Here is a 15,882-nt window from a genome sequence, read left to right on the forward strand (position 1 = left end):
TGATTAGTATCCCTGATGTAAATCAATCGTCCCTTCAATCCGTTGCTCCGTCAGCCAGCCGATAATTTGCGGCACGATCTGCGTCAAAACTTGGTCAATATGTGTCTTACCTGCAATATGCGGAGTAATACGAATTTGAGGCACTTGCCACAAGGGATCATTTTGGTCCAGCGGTTCGTGTTGGGTCACATCAAGGGTTGCTCCACGCATCTTACCCTCTTCAACTAATTGGATAAGATCGGATTCCACCAGATGTCCTCCGCGTGCGACATTCACTAAATAGCTGTCGGCTTGCAACAGAGAAAGATGCTGATAATTCAAGATACCACGGGTTTTATCGGTAAGCGGCAACACACAGATGAGGATCCGTGAAGCGCGTAAAAAGTCTTCCAGCTCGTCACCTTGGTAGCAGGTGACACCTTGAATCGATTTGCGGCGGTGACTCCAACCGTTAACCGGGAATTCAAAAAAGCGCAGTGCTTGCACAATTTTCTCCCCCAGTACGCCCAGCCCCATCACACCGACAGGATAGTATTCGCGGTTTTTCAGTATATGGTTCTGCCATTGGTGCTGCTGACGCTGTTGTTCATACTCTGGAAATTCACGGTAAAATCGAATCACCGCTTCACAACAGTATTCGGCCAACTGTACCGCCATTCCACCATCTTTTACCCTTATGATGGCAATATCTTTAGGTAGCTTTAAAGCAAGAATGGCATCCACACCAGCACCCATATTAAAAATAACCTTAAGGTGAGGATGTGCGTCGATAAAGGCTTGATCAGGCGACCAAACGATAGCAACGGTCGCCGTCTGATCGTATTCAGGCCAAACATGAAGCGTCGCGTCAGCGAGTGCGCTCTGCAACGGCGCCAGCCATAGATCGGTTTCTGCATGGCGGCTATAAAAAGCAATCGAAGGCATCGTGAACTCCCTTACATAAATGTTAAATAATTTTTAATGTTATATTATTTTGATAATTGTTAAAAAAAGGATAATTATATTGATATCAATCAATCTCCACCCGCTATCAGATGTTGATGCCTCCCTGCGCTATCTCTATAATCCCCGCCCTGAGTACTTATCAATCAACTAAAAATTACTGTGCAAGAGACTCGAAATAGCGTCCTGCTTTTTCTCAAGTCATCCGCCTCACCAGGGCTAGAAGATCACTATCTTCTGTTGCAACTCAGCGTAGCTGCTTATTAACGATAAGACTCATGAGCGGTCACTCCGTTTCTCAATCATCGTCGGTTGACGAGGCTGAGAAACGGAGGCGACTTTTCCTGAATTTATCTACGGGAAAAAACATCATTAAATTCCCCAGTAAAATAATCCCCAAGCCAACAACAGCATGTAAGTGCCATTGATATCCCTCAAAATATGTAGAGATCGTCAGCGCAACCAAAGGAAAAAGCAACGTCGTATAAGCCGCCTGTCCAGCACCGATACGGCCAACCAATAAATAGTAAGCGCCGAAACCAATGACCGATCCAAATATCGCTAAGTAAAAAAGCGCCCCCAGATACAATGGCTCGACAGGTAAGGTAAACCGGTAGCCGAGTAAGCCTGCAAGTAGCCCTGCAATCGCCGCACCGTAACACATTGCCCAACTGTTGGTACTCAAAATATCCAATCCATGCCGCTGGTGGCGCATGCTCAACATATTGCCCAATGAAAAGCCATAAGTCCCTAACAGACTTAGCCCTATGCCCTCCCATAATGCGGTAGAGACCTGATCGCTCCCCCATTGGTCGGCAAATAAAACAGTAATACCAATAATGCCTAATATCGCCGCAGGCCAAAAACGTTTAACGGGTTTGATGCGATAGAAAAAGGCCTGATTAAGGGCATTAAACAGGATCGCCATTGAGAAAATCACCGACTCAATACCCGTTGTAATATGGGATGCCGCTAAATAAAAACAGAAGAAATTCAGGCTAAATGCACACATGCCTTGCAGCAAACAAAAACCATGATCGCGCCAGGTTAAGCGAGCACGGTCCTTACGCCAGTAATTAACCAAAAATAATATCCCGCCAGCGAGAGCAAAACGCCAAAAGATAGAGACAAAAATAGGAACTTCACCCTGTTGTAAAGCAATCGCAATCCATGTAGTTCCCCAAATAAGTACAACAATGAGGTATAACAACCCATTCATGAGTATTCTCCTTATGACCGATTACCTATCATGCAGCCTTCGTAACAAAAAAGCTGTCATCCTTATGGAACGACTTATACATTCTTGCGCTTTTTCATGCTTGTTGCGGGTTAACGTCTAGTAATTAATACCGGGGGTGCCTACACTGAGGCTCCCCCGATTATCTGAGCGCGGCGAATGAACTACAAAACCTTTGACACATTGAGCCAGCAACGTGCGACTTTACATCAAAAAGTTGCTCTGAACTCGGGGATTCAATTAGCCTCATGGTCGAATCATCACGATCAAATCACCGTCAATAGTGATCACCATACGCTAAGTCTGTATGTCGAAGGTGGCTACCAAAGTTATCAAAAGTGTCGCGGTGGGTGGCACAATGGCGGTGGGCCGGATAAGCTCTGCATCATGCCAAAAGATGTTGAAAGCCACTGGGATATCCGCGGCCCGTTATCCTTCGTACATCTATATTGTACTCAGCAGCATTTACGTCAAACTGGCGAACAGATTTGGGATCGTAGCCCTGCTGATTTTTCGCTAGTAGAGACCAGTTTTCAACGTGATGATAAGGTGACGGCTTTGTACCGTCACTTTTTACTCAGTTACGATTGGCAGGATAGTGCCAATCAGCTGGTATTAAGTTCTGCCAGCACGCTATTACTGACACACCTTATACAGCATTACAGTCAGGTTAATTGGCGATTACCGACGGTCACCGGAGGGCTTTCTCCTTATGTCTTGCGTAATATTCGCGACTATATTGATGCGCATATTGCTGACCCGTTAACCTTAGCGATTCTCGCCAAACAAGCCGCCTTAAGCGAATACCATTTTGCCAGAATGTTTACCGCATCGATGAACGTGCCCCCTCACCATTACGTGATGCAGCGTCGTCTGCATCTCGCGCAACAGCTGATGAGTACCACTCATCTGAGTTTTACTGAAATCGCCTATCGTTGCGGATTCAGTTCGGCCAGCCACCTAAGCAACAGGTTCAAAAACGAGACGGGGTTGACGCCGACGCAATTTCGTCAGCATCGTTAAAAATAAGCTGATACAGATCAACGCCTGGAGTGATTGCGCTCACAAATACTTCATAAAAAATGGTAATTTTATCCCGATGTTAACGACAGTTGTTTAATTATAAAGAACCGTCTTATCGTCTGTTAAAAACGATAACGTGGATGATGCTAGCCCATATTTCTCTGACTCGAGGAAAGAAAATGAAAATAACACGTTCGATACTTTTCGCAGGTTTGTTTGGTTTAAGTTGTAGTCTCACGGCGCAAGCTGCTCAGAATATTTCAAAGGAAGAAATCCAACATTTTAAATTAACCAAAGTGGGCTCCGTCTCGGTTTCTGAAACCGGCGGTTTGATCTCTTCCCCAATGGATTTACATAAAGAAATTTCAAAGCGAGCAGATGAAAAAGGGGCGAAGTATTACGTGATTATTGCTGCGCGTGAACACGGGCCTAATTTCGACGCCATTGCTGACCTGTATAATTAATCCTGCTTCATATGATTGGGGGCCATAGGCCCCCAATTTTTTGCTCTTTTCAGTATAAAGATCCGACTGGGGTACTAACAAGCTACTCCGCGAGCTTCATCACCACCATACCGACAAGCAATAGCAGAACACCGACTCCCCCCATCCAGTTCAGGCGTTGGCCAAATAAGATCCAGCCAAAGGTGATGGTGGCAAGTAAGCCTAATCCCCCCCACAAGGCATATGCTACCGCGAGATCAATCCCTTTTACCGCTTGGCCTAATGCACTAAATGCCGCTAAAACGCCCAATAACGAGAGAACACCATAAATTTTTTTCTGAAAGCCATTTGAGAGCTTGAGTAATAGATTCGCTATAATTTCAAGTACGACCGCCAGCAATAGCCATAGGCTATGTTGCCATTCGAGTAATAGATCGATCATGATGCTACCTCGTCTTGCTGCGGATCCTTGATGCGAGAACCGAATTTGATCAGCGTGATCCCAAGGATCAACAGTGTTAAGCCCAATAATTTATATCCCGACAGCGACTCATTGAATAATCCCAAACTGAACAGAGATATAAGAATAATTCCTATCCCTTCCCACATGGCATAAGCCACACCCAACGCGATCTTTTTTATTGCTATGGAGAGAGAAAGATAGGAGCACGCGATCATAAGCAGCATGATATAAAAGCCACTGGCTGATCCTGTCAGCGTTGACCACTTCATTGACAGCGTACCTGTCACTTCAAAGAGAATTGCGAGAACTAAAAGTATCCAATAAAACATGATGATTCTTCCAAATCATAGTAAACGGCTCTGCGCCACTTATTGGCGAGAGAGAAAAAGAGAGTTCGATTAGGAAGAGTGACGCTAAAGCGTTGAACGCCAGTGTTGATCTCGGGCAAAACAGGAGAAAGGGGAAGTTTGCGTTAAAAAAAAGAATGCTTCTTTATGATTCGGCATACGCATAAAAATTACAATTTATCCGCGGGGTTGCTTCTCATCGATGCGGAAAAAAGTTGTCCTCGGTAATAATATTACGTAAATTATGCCAGAGTTAATGCCGCTCATCCTGCTGATTTGCGAATCTTTACGTCTTGTTTTATCTCTTTCGGTACTGAATTAGACTGAACCGGCTTTTTCTACTACTAAAATCCTAGCTTCACCCCGGGGATAAGCCACATGTTCAGTACCCACGCTTGCATAAAAAATGTCGCCCGCCTCTAAAACCACACTTTTCTCTTCCCCGGCAATACGATAAAACATCTCTACGCAGCCCTGCATCACCGCAAAGACTTCCTGACCATCGTTGATATGCCAAATGTAGGGTTGATCCGTCCAATGTAAACGCACAGAGGTTCCGTCAAAATCAGCAATAGAGAGCGCTTCCCAAGCACGACTTCCCGTAAAAGCGTTACTTGAGATAATTTTCATTTTTTGTCATCCATTCAGAAAGTGTCATGACGTGGGCAAAATCTGCCGCCAAAAGCCCTAATGTGCTTTTCCAGAGTAGTTCTGCTGTTAAGTCAGGATTTGGAAGGGAGAAACTGAGTGTTGCATCTTCAATAACGGTTACCTTAAACCCTAAATCCGCTGCGGCGCGTACCGTGGAGTTGACACAAAAACCCGTGACGGCTCCTATCACGATAAGCTGTGTGATCCCTTGCGTATGTAAGTAGTCATTTAATCCAGTATGACTAAAGGCTGATGAGTGATGTTTGATAAAGAAAATTTCTTGCGGTAAGGGTTGATAGCCGGCAAGAGGAACAGCCGCGGGGCGGTCAGGATGCAAAGGGTCTTCACTGTGCAGGTCATGATGGAATATATGGATAATCGGCAGCTTCGCTTCCCGATATTTATCAAGCAGTGTCTGGCCATTTTCTATCGCATTATGCGGAAATAAACCACACCCTGCCTGCTGGCGTTGATGAATAAATTCCTGCATATCGATAATTAATAACGCCTGTTTCATGCCATCACTCCTCAGTAATCACATAATCTCGAACGATACCTACGGTTTTCTCGCCCCATTCAGAAGCCATCACTCGTTGTTGATGATATTCAAAAGCAGGATAATCAATGAAGGATTCCTCGACGCGCCAGACTTGTGGTTCAGCGGTTTGCACCACAGAAAAACGGATGCATCCGGCTTCTTGTAAAGAAAGTTCGCGGTGGGCGGGAAGATATTGACTGACAATCTGTGATTCTTCCGGTGTTCGACAGCGTAAATAACCATTGAGTGTGACCATTGTGTTCCCTTCGTCTCCAATAAGTCTTTCTACGTTAATTTATCACTCACTAAAACGCTAGCGCTTCGCAGACTGAAACAAAAAAAGCAGCACTTATTTTATACCACTAGCGACAGGCCCCGACTTGCTTAATCTTAATAAGTTAATGACCTTTTCGTCACGAGCAGCGGGAGCACAAGGTGTCGGTAATCAGCAATGTTAGGATGAGCACTCTAACTTTTTTTGTAAATAATGACGTTGCATCCCTACTTTTGGAAAGTCACTCAGTTGCATGACTTGCTGGTAGCCGAGCTTGAGATAGAAATGAGGGGCTTGAAAGCTAAAGGTATCCACCAAGCTCCATTGACAGCTTTGACTCAGGGCATAGTCTTCTGTTTGTAACAGTAACTTGCCACCAATACCTTGCCCACGTACCCGTTCATCAACCCAGAGATAATCGATGCATAACCACTGACCTTTGATCGAGGCATTTATCCCTCCAAGCATTTTTCCCTGCCCATCTCGGCAATACACCCCGAAATGACCGATTTCTTGCGGAGGTAAAAAAGAGTGATTATAACGACGTAATCCAGCAAACAGCTCTTGCTGATCCGCGGAGTGTAACGTCGGCGTCAAAACATAATTCATAGCGGGCCCTTTTAGAATCAGCGTGTGTTATAGGTCAACATCATCCTAGCCATAAAAACTACAGTAAAAGTATCACTTGTCAGTCAAATAGAGTGTTTCTGACTATTTCCTTGGCAGCTTGCCGGCTTCACATTGCGATAAGGGAAGATTTGCTGAGATGTATTTAGTTCAGGTAGCGAACGACGTAACCATAAGGGTTGAGCGGATAATTGGGGGCGATGAAAAATAATTGTCTTATATCGCTGGGATAGCACGCTGTCTGACGACGATCAGGATTAACGGCTAGATTTAATCGCTGTGATCAGCGGCGTCGACCTAACTGCCCGCTGCGTTCAACTCGCTGTCACCACCCAGTGGAGCATTGCTGCACTGGGTGGAAATAACCTTGGGTGTAACTCACTGGCAGGTTATCGGTATACCGTCTGCTATGAAAGTAAGTTAGTACTTACCACTCAAGGCAGATCTTGCCAAAGTGCGCACCACTTTCCTGATAAGCAAAGGCTTTATCCAGTTCTGCGTAGTGAAATACTTTATCGATAACTGGAGGTTGCCCGATAACTTCAAGCGCTTTCACAAAATCTTGTTGATCTTGACGGCTACCGACAATAACCCCTCTTAAATCAACTTGCTTGCCGAGGATATCAAAAATAGAAATGGCGGCATCTACCCCTGAAAGAATCCCGATTTGCGAGATATGTCCGCCGACTTTAATCGCTTTTAGGGATTCATTGATCGTGGCAGGTCCTCCGACTTCAACCACATGGTCAACACCAAAACCCTCGGTAAGTGCCAATACGGCGTCACCCCATTGCGGGGTCTTTTTATAGTTAATCGTCTCATCAGCACCCAGTTTTTTCGCCGCGTCTAATTTTTCATCTGACGAAGAGGTGGCGATCACTTTTGCCCCCATTGCTTTTGCGATTTGTAAGGCGGTGATGGAAACGCCGCCGGTTCCTTGGACAAGTACCGTTTCCCCCGCTTTGAGCTTGCCGTTTTTGACAAGCGCTCGCCAAGCCGTGAGGCCCGAGGTGGTAATTGTTGCGGATTGTGCATGACTCCAGCCTTTAGGCGCTAAGGTAAATGCGTTCTCTGAGCGGACAACGTACTCGCAAGCCATGCCATCAACACCATCACCAGGAGTGAAGGTAAATCCCCCCACTTCAGGTATAGGTTTGCCTGCTGGCCAAACAGGAAAGAATGTCGAGACAACGTGATCACCGACGTTGAAGTCTTTGACGCCTTCCCCGACCTCTTCCACGACACCAGCCCCATCAGAAAGTAAAATCAAACCATCCGCTTTAGGCTGCCAGCCTTTAGCCACAATTAAGTCATGGAAATTTAGAGAGCTGGCCTTGATTGCAACGCGAATCTCACCTCTACCAGGTCGTCCGGGGTCGGCGATATCAGAAAGAACAATATTTTCAAGCCCAGCTGGGGCTTTTAGCGTTAATGCTTTCATTTTTTACCTCATCGTGTCGTAAGCAATTTTTGACTATAGGTAACAAATTAGTTGATATGGTATAAAGAGTAAATACTACACTTTTTGTCACTAAGGTACATTATGGATACTACTAAGCGTGCACGATATGATAGTTATGAAGCCCCCGCTTGTCCGGTGGAAGCCTCATTAGAACTGATTGGTGGCAAGGGTAAAGGCATACTGCTTTACCATCTTTTGGAAGGAAAATTACGCTTTAACGAATTAGGTCGCCGTACGGGTGGAATGACCGCACGTATGCTGACGAAGCAACTGCGGGAATTAGAGTTTGTCGGTCTTGTTCGACGAGACGTCTATCCAGAAATACCGCCCAAAGTGGAATATAGTTTAACCGCTGCCGGCGTTTCACTGACCCCCTTATTGCACTTATTAAAAGAGTGGGGCGAGCAACACGCGATTGAATTACTGAATAATCTTAAGACTCCGCAATAGCCGCCAGCTGCTACCGAGAAGCCGATAATTTTTGCGATGGCAGAGATTCTTTTGGAGCCCTCCGTGCTGGCTGTTATGTCTTACACGATGACGATTAATAGCGGTTTTTTCACTGACGACGTAATAGAATTATTCATCCTATTACGTCGGTATTTATTATTGCCGTCCAATAAAAACGTGTTGAAGAGCAACATAATATTCATTGTGCTCAATCATCTTGTAATTCTCTTGGACATCATCACTTAAAGCGACAATTGAACTCACCTTTTTCGATACTTAAGTGTAAGTGTTGATAACGATGCTGGTCGCGACTGGCCGTAAGTAATTGCTGACTTATTTTTGGTAATAAAGTATTTGTTAAGATTGCGTCGACCATTCTGCCTCCAGACTCTATCTCGGTACAACGCTGAATAATATCGCTAATGACATCATCATCAATTTCCGAAACAATCTGATAATTGTCAAATAATCGGCGTTGAATCCGGCTGAGTTGTAGCTGGACAATTTTACCAAGCATCTGATCATTGAGTGGATAATAAGGCACTGTCATTAATCGCCCTAATAGTGCTGCAGGAAAAACGTGTAATAACGGTGTACGTAGTGCGGCGGCCAGCGTCTGCATATCCGGTAATTGCTGAGGATCCCGGCAGAGTGTGCTGATCACTTCGCTACCAATATTTGACGTTAAGATAATCAGGGTATTACGAAAATCAATATGTCGCCCTTCTCCATCTTCCATCCAGCCTTTGTCGAAGACTTGGAAAAAAATTTCATGCACATCAGTGTGTGCTTTCTCAATTTCATCTAATAACACCACGCTATAAGGACGACGACGGACGGCCTCGGTCAATATCCCTCCTTCGCCATAACCCACGTAGCCAGGAGGTGCTCCTTTTAAAGTTGAAACGGTATGCGCCTCTTGGAACTCACTCATATTAATGGTGATAATATTTTGTTCACCGCCATATAACGACTCCGCCAGCGCCAATGCTGTTTCCGTTTTCCCCACACCAGAAGGCCCACAAAGCATAAAAACGCCCACCGGTTTGTTCGGATCGTCCAAACGTGCGCGCGAAGTTTGGACCCGTTTTGCGATAAGTTCCAGTCCATGACGCTGACCAATTACCCGTTGATTCAAGGTTTCTACAAGGTTTAGTACCGCATCAATTTCATTATTAATCATCCTCCCTAACGGGATCCCTGTCCAATCAGAGACCACGGCTGCCACGACATTTTCGTCCACCGAAGAAAAGAGTAAAGGGGCGTCCCCCTGTATCTGCGTTAAGCGCTGCTGTGCGTCAACCAACTGTTGAAGGAGGCTCTCGTCGGGTTGTTGATGGAGTTGTGTACGTAAGCCGATAATCTCTTTAGTTAACTCCCGCTCTTGCTGCCAACGTGCTTCCAACTGCTGACGTTTAGTATGCTGAAGCTGTAATTGGTTGGTTAACTGGGCAACGCGTTCACTATCAGAGAGTGAAATACGTGCCTCACGCGTAGCAATTTCAATTTCCACATTAAGCGCAGCAATCTGCTGACAACAGTCATCAAGCGCTGCCGGAGGTGCACTTTGGCTAACGGCTACCCGTGCACAAGCGGTATCGAGTAAGGCAATCGCTTTATCCGGTAATTGCCGTGCAGGAATATAACGGTGCGAGAGTTTGACTGCTGCCTGCACGGCTTGGTCTACGATAAAAACCTGATGATGACGTTCTAGAGACGCAACAATACTGCGTAGTAACAAAATCGCTTTGGTTTCATCCGGTTCTGCAACATGGACCGGTTGAAAACGGCGGGTTAATGCCGGATCTTTTTCGATATATTTTTTATATTCTGCCCATGTTGTCGCGCCAATGGTTCGTAGTTGGCCACGTGCAAGAGCGGGTTTTAATAAATTCGCCGCATCACCGGTGCCTTGTTGCCCCCCCGCGCCGACTAAAGTATGCATTTCGTCAATAAACAAAATAATCGGTGTAACACTGGATTGCACATCGTTGATCAGTGATTGTAGTCGTGCTTCAAACTCCCCTTTCATGCCGGCACCGGCTTGTAGTAAGCCCATATCAATTAGCCATACCTGAACGTTTTGTAGCGGTTTAGGAACATCGCCAGCGGCAATTCGCTGAGCAAAACCTTCTACCACCGCTGTTTTACCGACGCCAGCTTCGCCAGTGAGTAAAGGATTATTTTGCCGACGACGCATCAAAATATCGATTAATTGCCTGATTTCTTCATCACGCCCGACAACAGGATCCATTTTTCCATCGCGCGCGCGTTGCGTGAGATCTTGACCATAGTGTGCCAATGTCTGTTGGACTACCGGTGATCCACTCGGTTGTGTCGGATCGACAAAGACTTGCGAAGTCTCTTTACTCTGTAATAACAGGCTATCAAACTGCTCAGTTAAAATATCAACATTGATACGGGTAAATTGCGCAGAAATACTCTTGAGGACATTCGCAAGGTTCCAATTAGTGAGTAGCCCAATGATAAGATGGCCGGTACGAATACGATGAGTATCCATTTTTAACGAAGCAATGACCCAAGCTCGTTCCACCGCATTATCGATATGTTCCGACAAGTCAGAGACCGAACTGGCACCATGTGGCAAGACTTCTAATGCAGTAAGAATGTCGCGGGTAAGTGTGGTTTCATCTAATGCAAAGTGCTGAATAATATAGTGAAAATCACTCTGTTGCTGCTGCATAAGTTGATGTAACCAATGAACCAGTTCTACGTAGGGATTACCCCGTAATTGGCAAAATGCCGTCGCACTTTCTAATGATGAAAATAATAAGTGATTTAATTTACCAAATAGTATGGCGCGGTTAATTTCTGACATATTCAGTTCCGTTGAAAGGGTTGATAAGTAATACAATAAAAATTACTTAATCAAGAAGATGAAAATAAGTATCTTTACTAGATTTTTTCTTTCGTCATAGTCGTAATCTAGCGATTTTCTCCATTGTCAAATTAACCGTTAATGATTTCCTCATTAAAAAAACCCCTAACGGGGATTTTTATAACTAGAGATATTTACCATTTTATTTGTTTATCAATAATTACTCTTAAAAATGGCGACTACTGATGGCGAATATCACGTTTTAGTCCTTGGATCATAATCGAAATAAAGAATAAGAAATAATAGAGTATTACTTTTACTCTAAAATAGTTATTAACTAATCTGACTATTATATTGGCTATTGGATACAGGTTTTCAACACTTGTGTGTCTGTCTCATTCCTCGCCACCATCGATAAGAGTGATGAAATATTCTTCGCGCTATAATAAAAATTTATTTTTTAATAACTATAGCGTTATTTTCACTGAATAGTCGCTAGAGAGAATTTGATTTATGAAGCGCTATGATAATTTAACAGTCAGATTAACAAACCGCTATTAAATCAACTGTACGCCAAAAGTTGGACACCCGACTGAATACGGTACCGTTCAGTAAGCAGTCCAAAATTTCCCATAAATTACGGCTCAGCAGCTTGTGACGTATAACGTTGAAATGGATAGATAGCTCATTACCGCTATTGCATAAGGAGATCACCAAAGACTAATAAAGAACAGGCTGATCAGCTTGAAGATGCTTTAGCGACTGCGGTACCGATATTGTTTGCGTGTTGAAAGTAGTGAGATCGGGGAAGAGGCAAAGCAGTATTAGAATAACCCCCAATAATTGAGTTGAGGCATTCCTTTGAATTCCCCGACTAATTGACTTAAGGTCGGGGAAAATCTCAAAAATACCCTTATCCACTATGCCGGGTCAGTTCATTACATGGGGCTTGCAACGAATGACGGCATACCGTGTGACTCGGTAAATTCTAGAATGGGATATCGTCATCAAAATCCATCGGTGGCTCGTTTCCACCCGCTGGTGCTTTAGGCGATTGAGGTGCTTGACCACCGCCGCTAAATTGTGCGCCAGAAGATTGTGGTTGCTGTGGCTGGCCCCAACCATTGTTATTATTGGGCGCACCACCGGTTTGTGGCGCATTGCCGCCCTGACGACCGCCCAACATTTGCATGGTGCCGCCAACGTTCACCACCACTTCTGTGGTGTAACGATCTTGACCGCCTTGGTCTTGCCACTTGCGAGTCCGTAATTGACCTTCGATGTAGACTTGAGATCCTTTACGTAGATATTCACCAGCGACTTCGGCTAATTTTCCAAACAGTACAACACGGTGCCATTCTGTAATTTCTTTATTTTCACCGGTTTGCTTATCACGCCAGCTTTCGGAGGTTGCCAGTGTAATATTCGTCACAGCTCCTCCATTTGGCATATACCGGACTTCGGGATCTTGCCCCAAATTACCGACAAGAATCACTTTGTTTACGCCGCGACTGGCCATTGCACTCTCTCCTGATGAAAAATTACCCAGATACTATCTGAGGGATGATAGCACGTCGTGACTCAAAATGGATAGTTTCGAGCACTCGCACAAAGCGATTGTATTAACTGAAAACTACTGGATATTTATTCAGGTTAAATTTTGTGCCATACTGTAGAGTCTGCTTGAAATTGATATAAAGCGATGTCATCTCAACATTTAGGCAACCAAATTGGGAAATGTGAATGGATAAGATCGAAGTACGGGGTGCACGAACCCATAATTTAAAAAATATTAATATCACCATCCCCCGTGACAAGCTAGTGGTCGTCACTGGTCTTTCTGGATCAGGTAAATCCTCGCTGGCCTTCGATACCCTTTACGCTGAAGGGCAACGACGCTATGTCGAATCATTATCGGCCTATGCGCGGCAGTTTTTATCACTGATGGAAAAGCCGGATGTCGATCACATCGAAGGGCTGTCACCGGCTATCTCTATCGAGCAAAAATCAACCTCACATAACCCTCGCTCAACGGTCGGGACAATCACAGAAATTCATGATTACCTGCGTTTACTTTTTGCTCGAGTCGGCGAACCTCGTTGTCCTACACACCACCAACCTTTAGCGGCTCAGACGATAAGCCAGATGGTGGACCAAGTGTTGAAACAACCGGAAGGGCAAAAATTGATGCTGCTTGCGCCGGTGGTGAAAGATCGTAAAGGCGAACACGTCAAAACCTTAGAAAGCCTCGCCGCTCAAGGCTATATTCGTGCCCGGATCGATGGGGAGGTGTGTGATCTGTCCGATCCACCTAAACTTGAATTACAGAAAAAACACAGCATTGAGGTCGTCGTCGATCGTTTTAAAGTACGCGATGATATTGCAACCCGTCTGGCTGAATCTTTTGAAACGACGCTCGCCTTATCCGGCGGTACTGCTATCGTTGCCGATATGGACGATTATAAAGCCGAAGAGTTACTTTTTTCGGCCAACTTTGCTTGCCCGGTCTGTGGCTATAGCATGCGCGAGCTTGAACCACGCCTCTTCTCGTTTAATAACCCCGCCGGTGCTTGTCAAACCTGCGACGGATTAGGCGTACAACAATATTTTGATCCAGAACGCGTTATTCAAAACCGTGAAATATCCTTGGCTAATGGCGCAATACGTGGCTGGGATCGCCGAAATTTCTATTACTATCAAATGCTACGTTCACTCAGTGAGCACTACAAATTTGATGTTGAAGCACCGTTTGAATCCCTAAGCACAGAGATACAAAAAGTGATCCTGTATGGGTCCGGTAAAACAAATATTGAATTTAAGTATGTCAATGACCGCGGAGACACCTCTGTGCGACGACACCCTTTTGAAGGGGTGCTGCACAATATGAAGCGTCGCTATAAAGAGACCGAATCTAACGCGGTACGCGAAGAATTAGCGAAGTTTATCAGTAACTGTGCCTGCAGTAGCTGCCACGGTACGCGATTGAAAGAAGAAGCCCGCAACGTTTTCGTGGCCGACAACACATTGCCAGAAATTTCGGAAATGAGCATTGGTCATGCCAGTGATTTTTTTGAGCAGCTGGCACTAAATGGCCAAAAAGCACAGATTGCTGAAAAAATTCTTAAAGAGATCCGTGAACGCCTCGGTTTTCTGGTCAACGTTGGGCTAAATTATTTATCCCTCTCGCGTTCAGCAGAAACTTTATCGGGGGGAGAAGCCCAACGTATTCGCCTAGCCAGTCAGATTGGTGCGGGGCTAGTCGGGGTGATGTATGTATTGGATGAGCCTTCAATTGGTCTGCATCAGCGCGATAATGAACGTCTCTTAAAGACACTTATTCACTTACGTGATCTGGGTAACACGGTGATTGTGGTTGAGCATGATGAAGATGCCATCCGTGCTGCCGACTATGTGATTGATATTGGTCCTGGTGCTGGCGTCCACGGTGGGTCGATCGTGGCCGAAGGTAATGTCGATCAAATTATGGCGAATGAAGATTCGTTGACCGGACAATATCTCAGTGGTAAACGAGCCATTGAAGTCCCGAAAGAGCGAGTCAAAGCCGACCCGCAAAAAATGTTACGTATTGCGGGTGCGCGCGGTAATAATCTCAAGAACGTGACTCTTTCGCTCCCCGTTGGCTTATTTACTTGTGTTACCGGTGTCTCTGGCTCGGGAAAATCGACGTTAATTAATGATACTTTGTTCCCGATTGCCCAACGCCAGTTAAACGGTGCAACTCTCGCCGAACCCGCGCCTTACCATGAAGTTAATGGGCTAGAGCACTTTGATAAGGTGATCGATATTGACCAAAGCCCGATTGGTCGTACACCCCGCTCGAATCCTGCAACCTATACCGGTATCTTCACCCCGGTGCGTGAGCTATTTGCCGGTGTGCCTGAAGCCCGTTCTCGCGGTTATACGCCGGGACGTTTTAGCTTCAATGTTAAAGGCGGTCGCTGTGAGGCCTGCCAAGGGGACGGTGTCATTAAAGTGGAAATGCACTTTTTACCGGATGTCTATGTGCCCTGTGATCAGTGCCAAGGTAAACGCTATAACCGCGAAACCTTAGAGATCAAATATAAAGGTAAAAACATTCACGAAGTGCTTGAGATGACAATCGAAGAAGCAAAAGACTTTTTCGAGGCCGTTCCGGCGCTTGCTCGTAAGCTACAAACGTTGATAAGTGTTGGGCTGTCTTATATTCGTTTGGGGCAATCAGCGACTACACTTTCTGGAGGCGAGGCACAACGGGTTAAATTATCTCGCGAGCTTTCTAAACGTGGTACCGGCCAAACGTTATACATTCTTGATGAACCGACGACCGGCTTACACTTTGCCGATATCCAACAACTGTTGGGCGTGCTGCATCAGTTACGTGATCAAGGAAATACTATCGTCGTGATCGAGCACAATCTTGATGTGATCAAAACCGCAGATTGGATTGTCGATCTCGGCCCGGAAGGCGGCAGCGGCGGCGGCGAAATTTTGATTGCTGGTTCACCGGAGACGGTAGCAGAATGTGAGCAATCACATACTGCACGGTTCTTGAAACCTCTACTTAAGAAATAACTGTACCTGCCCAG

15 protein-coding genes are annotated in these 15,882 nt (G+C 45.3%); 4 read left to right on the forward strand and 11 right to left on the reverse strand.

The features are described from left to right. Positions 1–3: 3 nt before the first annotated feature. Positions 4–924, reverse strand: coding sequence for a 2-hydroxyacid dehydrogenase (locus HGT73_RS07395; RefSeq protein WP_214213199.1), 921 nt, complete (start codon positions 922–924; stop codon positions 4–6). A 316-nt stretch (positions 925–1,240) separates the two neighbouring features. Next, positions 1,241–2,161 carry a DMT family transporter gene (locus HGT73_RS07400; protein ID WP_214213201.1) on the reverse strand — a complete coding sequence of 307 codons (921 nt, stop codon included), beginning with the start codon at positions 2,159–2,161 and terminating at the stop codon, positions 1,241–1,243. A 177-nt stretch (positions 2,162–2,338) separates the two neighbouring features. Between HGT73_RS07400 and HGT73_RS07405 the strand changes: the two genes are divergently transcribed. Together HGT73_RS07405 and HGT73_RS07410 are read left to right on the forward strand one after the other, a co-directional pair. Next, on the forward strand, positions 2,339–3,202 hold the full coding sequence (locus tag HGT73_RS07405; RefSeq protein WP_214213203.1) for a helix-turn-helix domain-containing protein: 864 nt from the start codon (positions 2,339–2,341) through the stop codon (positions 3,200–3,202). A gap of 179 nt (positions 3,203–3,381) precedes the next feature. Continuing rightward, entirely contained in the window at positions 3,382–3,666 is a 285-nt protein-coding gene (locus HGT73_RS07410) for a YdgH/BhsA/McbA family protein (RefSeq protein WP_214213205.1), read from the forward strand. 82 nt (positions 3,667–3,748) lie between these two features. Here HGT73_RS07410 and mdtI read toward each other — a convergent pair whose 3' ends face one another. The 7 genes from mdtI to HGT73_RS07445 form a co-directional block, all read right to left on the reverse strand. Beyond that, positions 3,749–4,087 (reverse strand): multidrug/spermidine efflux SMR transporter subunit MdtI, encoded by a 339-nt coding sequence (gene mdtI, locus HGT73_RS07415; RefSeq protein ID WP_214213207.1) that lies wholly within the window; start codon positions 4,085–4,087, stop codon positions 3,749–3,751. Then, positions 4,084–4,437, reverse strand: coding sequence for a multidrug/spermidine efflux SMR transporter subunit MdtJ (gene mdtJ, locus HGT73_RS07420; RefSeq protein WP_214213209.1), 354 nt, complete (start codon positions 4,435–4,437; stop codon positions 4,084–4,086). The genes mdtI and mdtJ overlap by 4 nt, the downstream gene beginning before the upstream one ends. 336 nt (positions 4,438–4,773) lie before the next feature. Beyond that, positions 4,774–5,085: a cupin domain-containing protein gene (locus HGT73_RS07425; RefSeq protein ID WP_214213211.1), complete on the reverse strand. Its 312-nt coding sequence runs from the start codon at positions 5,083–5,085 to the stop codon at positions 4,774–4,776. Then, positions 5,066–5,623 (reverse strand): isochorismatase family protein, encoded by a 558-nt coding sequence (locus HGT73_RS07430; protein ID WP_214213213.1) that lies wholly within the window; start codon positions 5,621–5,623, stop codon positions 5,066–5,068. Before HGT73_RS07430 ends, HGT73_RS07425 begins: the two co-directional genes overlap by 20 nt. Before the next feature lie 4 nt (positions 5,624–5,627). Continuing rightward, on the reverse strand, positions 5,628–5,900 hold the full coding sequence (locus HGT73_RS07435; protein ID WP_214213215.1) for a putative quinol monooxygenase: 273 nt from the start codon (positions 5,898–5,900) through the stop codon (positions 5,628–5,630). 198 nt (positions 5,901–6,098) lie between these two features. Further along, on the reverse strand, positions 6,099–6,527 hold the full coding sequence (locus HGT73_RS07440; RefSeq protein WP_214213217.1) for a GNAT family N-acetyltransferase: 429 nt from the start codon (positions 6,525–6,527) through the stop codon (positions 6,099–6,101). Positions 6,528–6,972: 445 nt separating this feature from the next. Continuing rightward, on the reverse strand, positions 6,973–7,986 hold the full coding sequence (locus tag HGT73_RS07445) for a zinc-dependent alcohol dehydrogenase family protein (RefSeq protein ID WP_214213219.1): 1,014 nt from the start codon (positions 7,984–7,986) through the stop codon (positions 6,973–6,975). Positions 7,987–8,088: 102 nt separating this feature from the next. Between HGT73_RS07445 and HGT73_RS07450 the strand changes: the two genes are divergently transcribed. Continuing rightward, complete coding sequence (locus tag HGT73_RS07450; RefSeq protein ID WP_214213221.1) at positions 8,089–8,457, forward strand: winged helix-turn-helix transcriptional regulator; 369 nt, start codon at positions 8,089–8,091, stop codon at positions 8,455–8,457. A 238-nt stretch (positions 8,458–8,695) separates the two neighbouring features. Here HGT73_RS07450 and tssH read toward each other — a convergent pair whose 3' ends face one another. Both tssH and HGT73_RS07460 read right to left on the reverse strand, forming a co-directional pair. After that, positions 8,696–11,296, reverse strand: a complete 2,601-nt coding sequence (gene tssH, locus HGT73_RS07455; RefSeq protein ID WP_214213223.1) for a type VI secretion system ATPase TssH — start codon at positions 11,294–11,296, stop codon at positions 8,696–8,698. Between the two features lie 988 nt (positions 11,297–12,284). Further along, the gene (locus tag HGT73_RS07460; RefSeq protein ID WP_214213226.1) at positions 12,285–12,815 is read right to left on the reverse strand and encodes a single-stranded DNA-binding protein; all 531 of its coding nucleotides are present in this window, start codon (positions 12,813–12,815) and stop codon (positions 12,285–12,287) included. A gap of 224 nt (positions 12,816–13,039) precedes the next feature. Between HGT73_RS07460 and uvrA the strand changes: the two genes are divergently transcribed. Next, positions 13,040–15,868: an excinuclease ABC subunit UvrA gene (uvrA, locus tag HGT73_RS07465; protein WP_214213228.1), complete on the forward strand. Its 2,829-nt coding sequence runs from the start codon at positions 13,040–13,042 to the stop codon at positions 15,866–15,868. Positions 15,869–15,882 lie beyond the last annotated feature (14 nt).

This window comes from Rosenbergiella australiborealis, from assembly GCF_018494035.1.
GTDB lineage: Bacteria > Pseudomonadota > Gammaproteobacteria > Enterobacterales > Enterobacteriaceae > Rosenbergiella > Rosenbergiella australiborealis.

Coding starts and splice junctions, on each gene's coding strand:
- HGT73_RS07430 (WP_214213213.1), bottom strand. CDS start 5,623: ATGAAACAGGCGTTATTAATTATCGATATGCAGGAATTTATTCATCAA.
- HGT73_RS07410 (WP_214213205.1), top strand. CDS start 3,382: ATGAAAATAACACGTTCGATACTTTTCGCAGGTTTGTTTGGTTTAAGT.
- uvrA (WP_214213228.1), top strand. CDS start 13,040: ATGGATAAGATCGAAGTACGGGGTGCACGAACCCATAATTTAAAAAAT.
- mdtI (WP_214213207.1), bottom strand. CDS start 4,087: ATGATCGATCTATTACTCGAATGGCAACATAGCCTATGGCTATTGCTG.
- HGT73_RS07425 (WP_214213211.1), bottom strand. CDS start 5,085: ATGAAAATTATCTCAAGTAACGCTTTTACGGGAAGTCGTGCTTGGGAA.
- HGT73_RS07435 (WP_214213215.1), bottom strand. CDS start 5,900: ATGGTCACACTCAATGGTTATTTACGCTGTCGAACACCGGAAGAATCA.
- HGT73_RS07400 (WP_214213201.1), bottom strand. CDS start 2,161: ATGAATGGGTTGTTATACCTCATTGTTGTACTTATTTGGGGAACTACA.
- HGT73_RS07450 (WP_214213221.1), top strand. CDS start 8,089: ATGGATACTACTAAGCGTGCACGATATGATAGTTATGAAGCCCCCGCT.
- HGT73_RS07405 (WP_214213203.1), top strand. CDS start 2,339: ATGAACTACAAAACCTTTGACACATTGAGCCAGCAACGTGCGACTTTA.
- HGT73_RS07445 (WP_214213219.1), bottom strand. CDS start 7,986: ATGAAAGCATTAACGCTAAAAGCCCCAGCTGGGCTTGAAAATATTGTT.
- mdtJ (WP_214213209.1), bottom strand. CDS start 4,437: ATGTTTTATTGGATACTTTTAGTTCTCGCAATTCTCTTTGAAGTGACA.
- tssH (WP_214213223.1), bottom strand. CDS start 11,296: ATGTCAGAAATTAACCGCGCCATACTATTTGGTAAATTAAATCACTTA.
- HGT73_RS07440 (WP_214213217.1), bottom strand. CDS start 6,527: ATGAATTATGTTTTGACGCCGACGTTACACTCCGCGGATCAGCAAGAG.
- HGT73_RS07395 (WP_214213199.1), bottom strand. CDS start 924: ATGCCTTCGATTGCTTTTTATAGCCGCCATGCAGAAACCGATCTATGG.
- HGT73_RS07460 (WP_214213226.1), bottom strand. CDS start 12,815: ATGGCCAGTCGCGGCGTAAACAAAGTGATTCTTGTCGGTAATTTGGGG.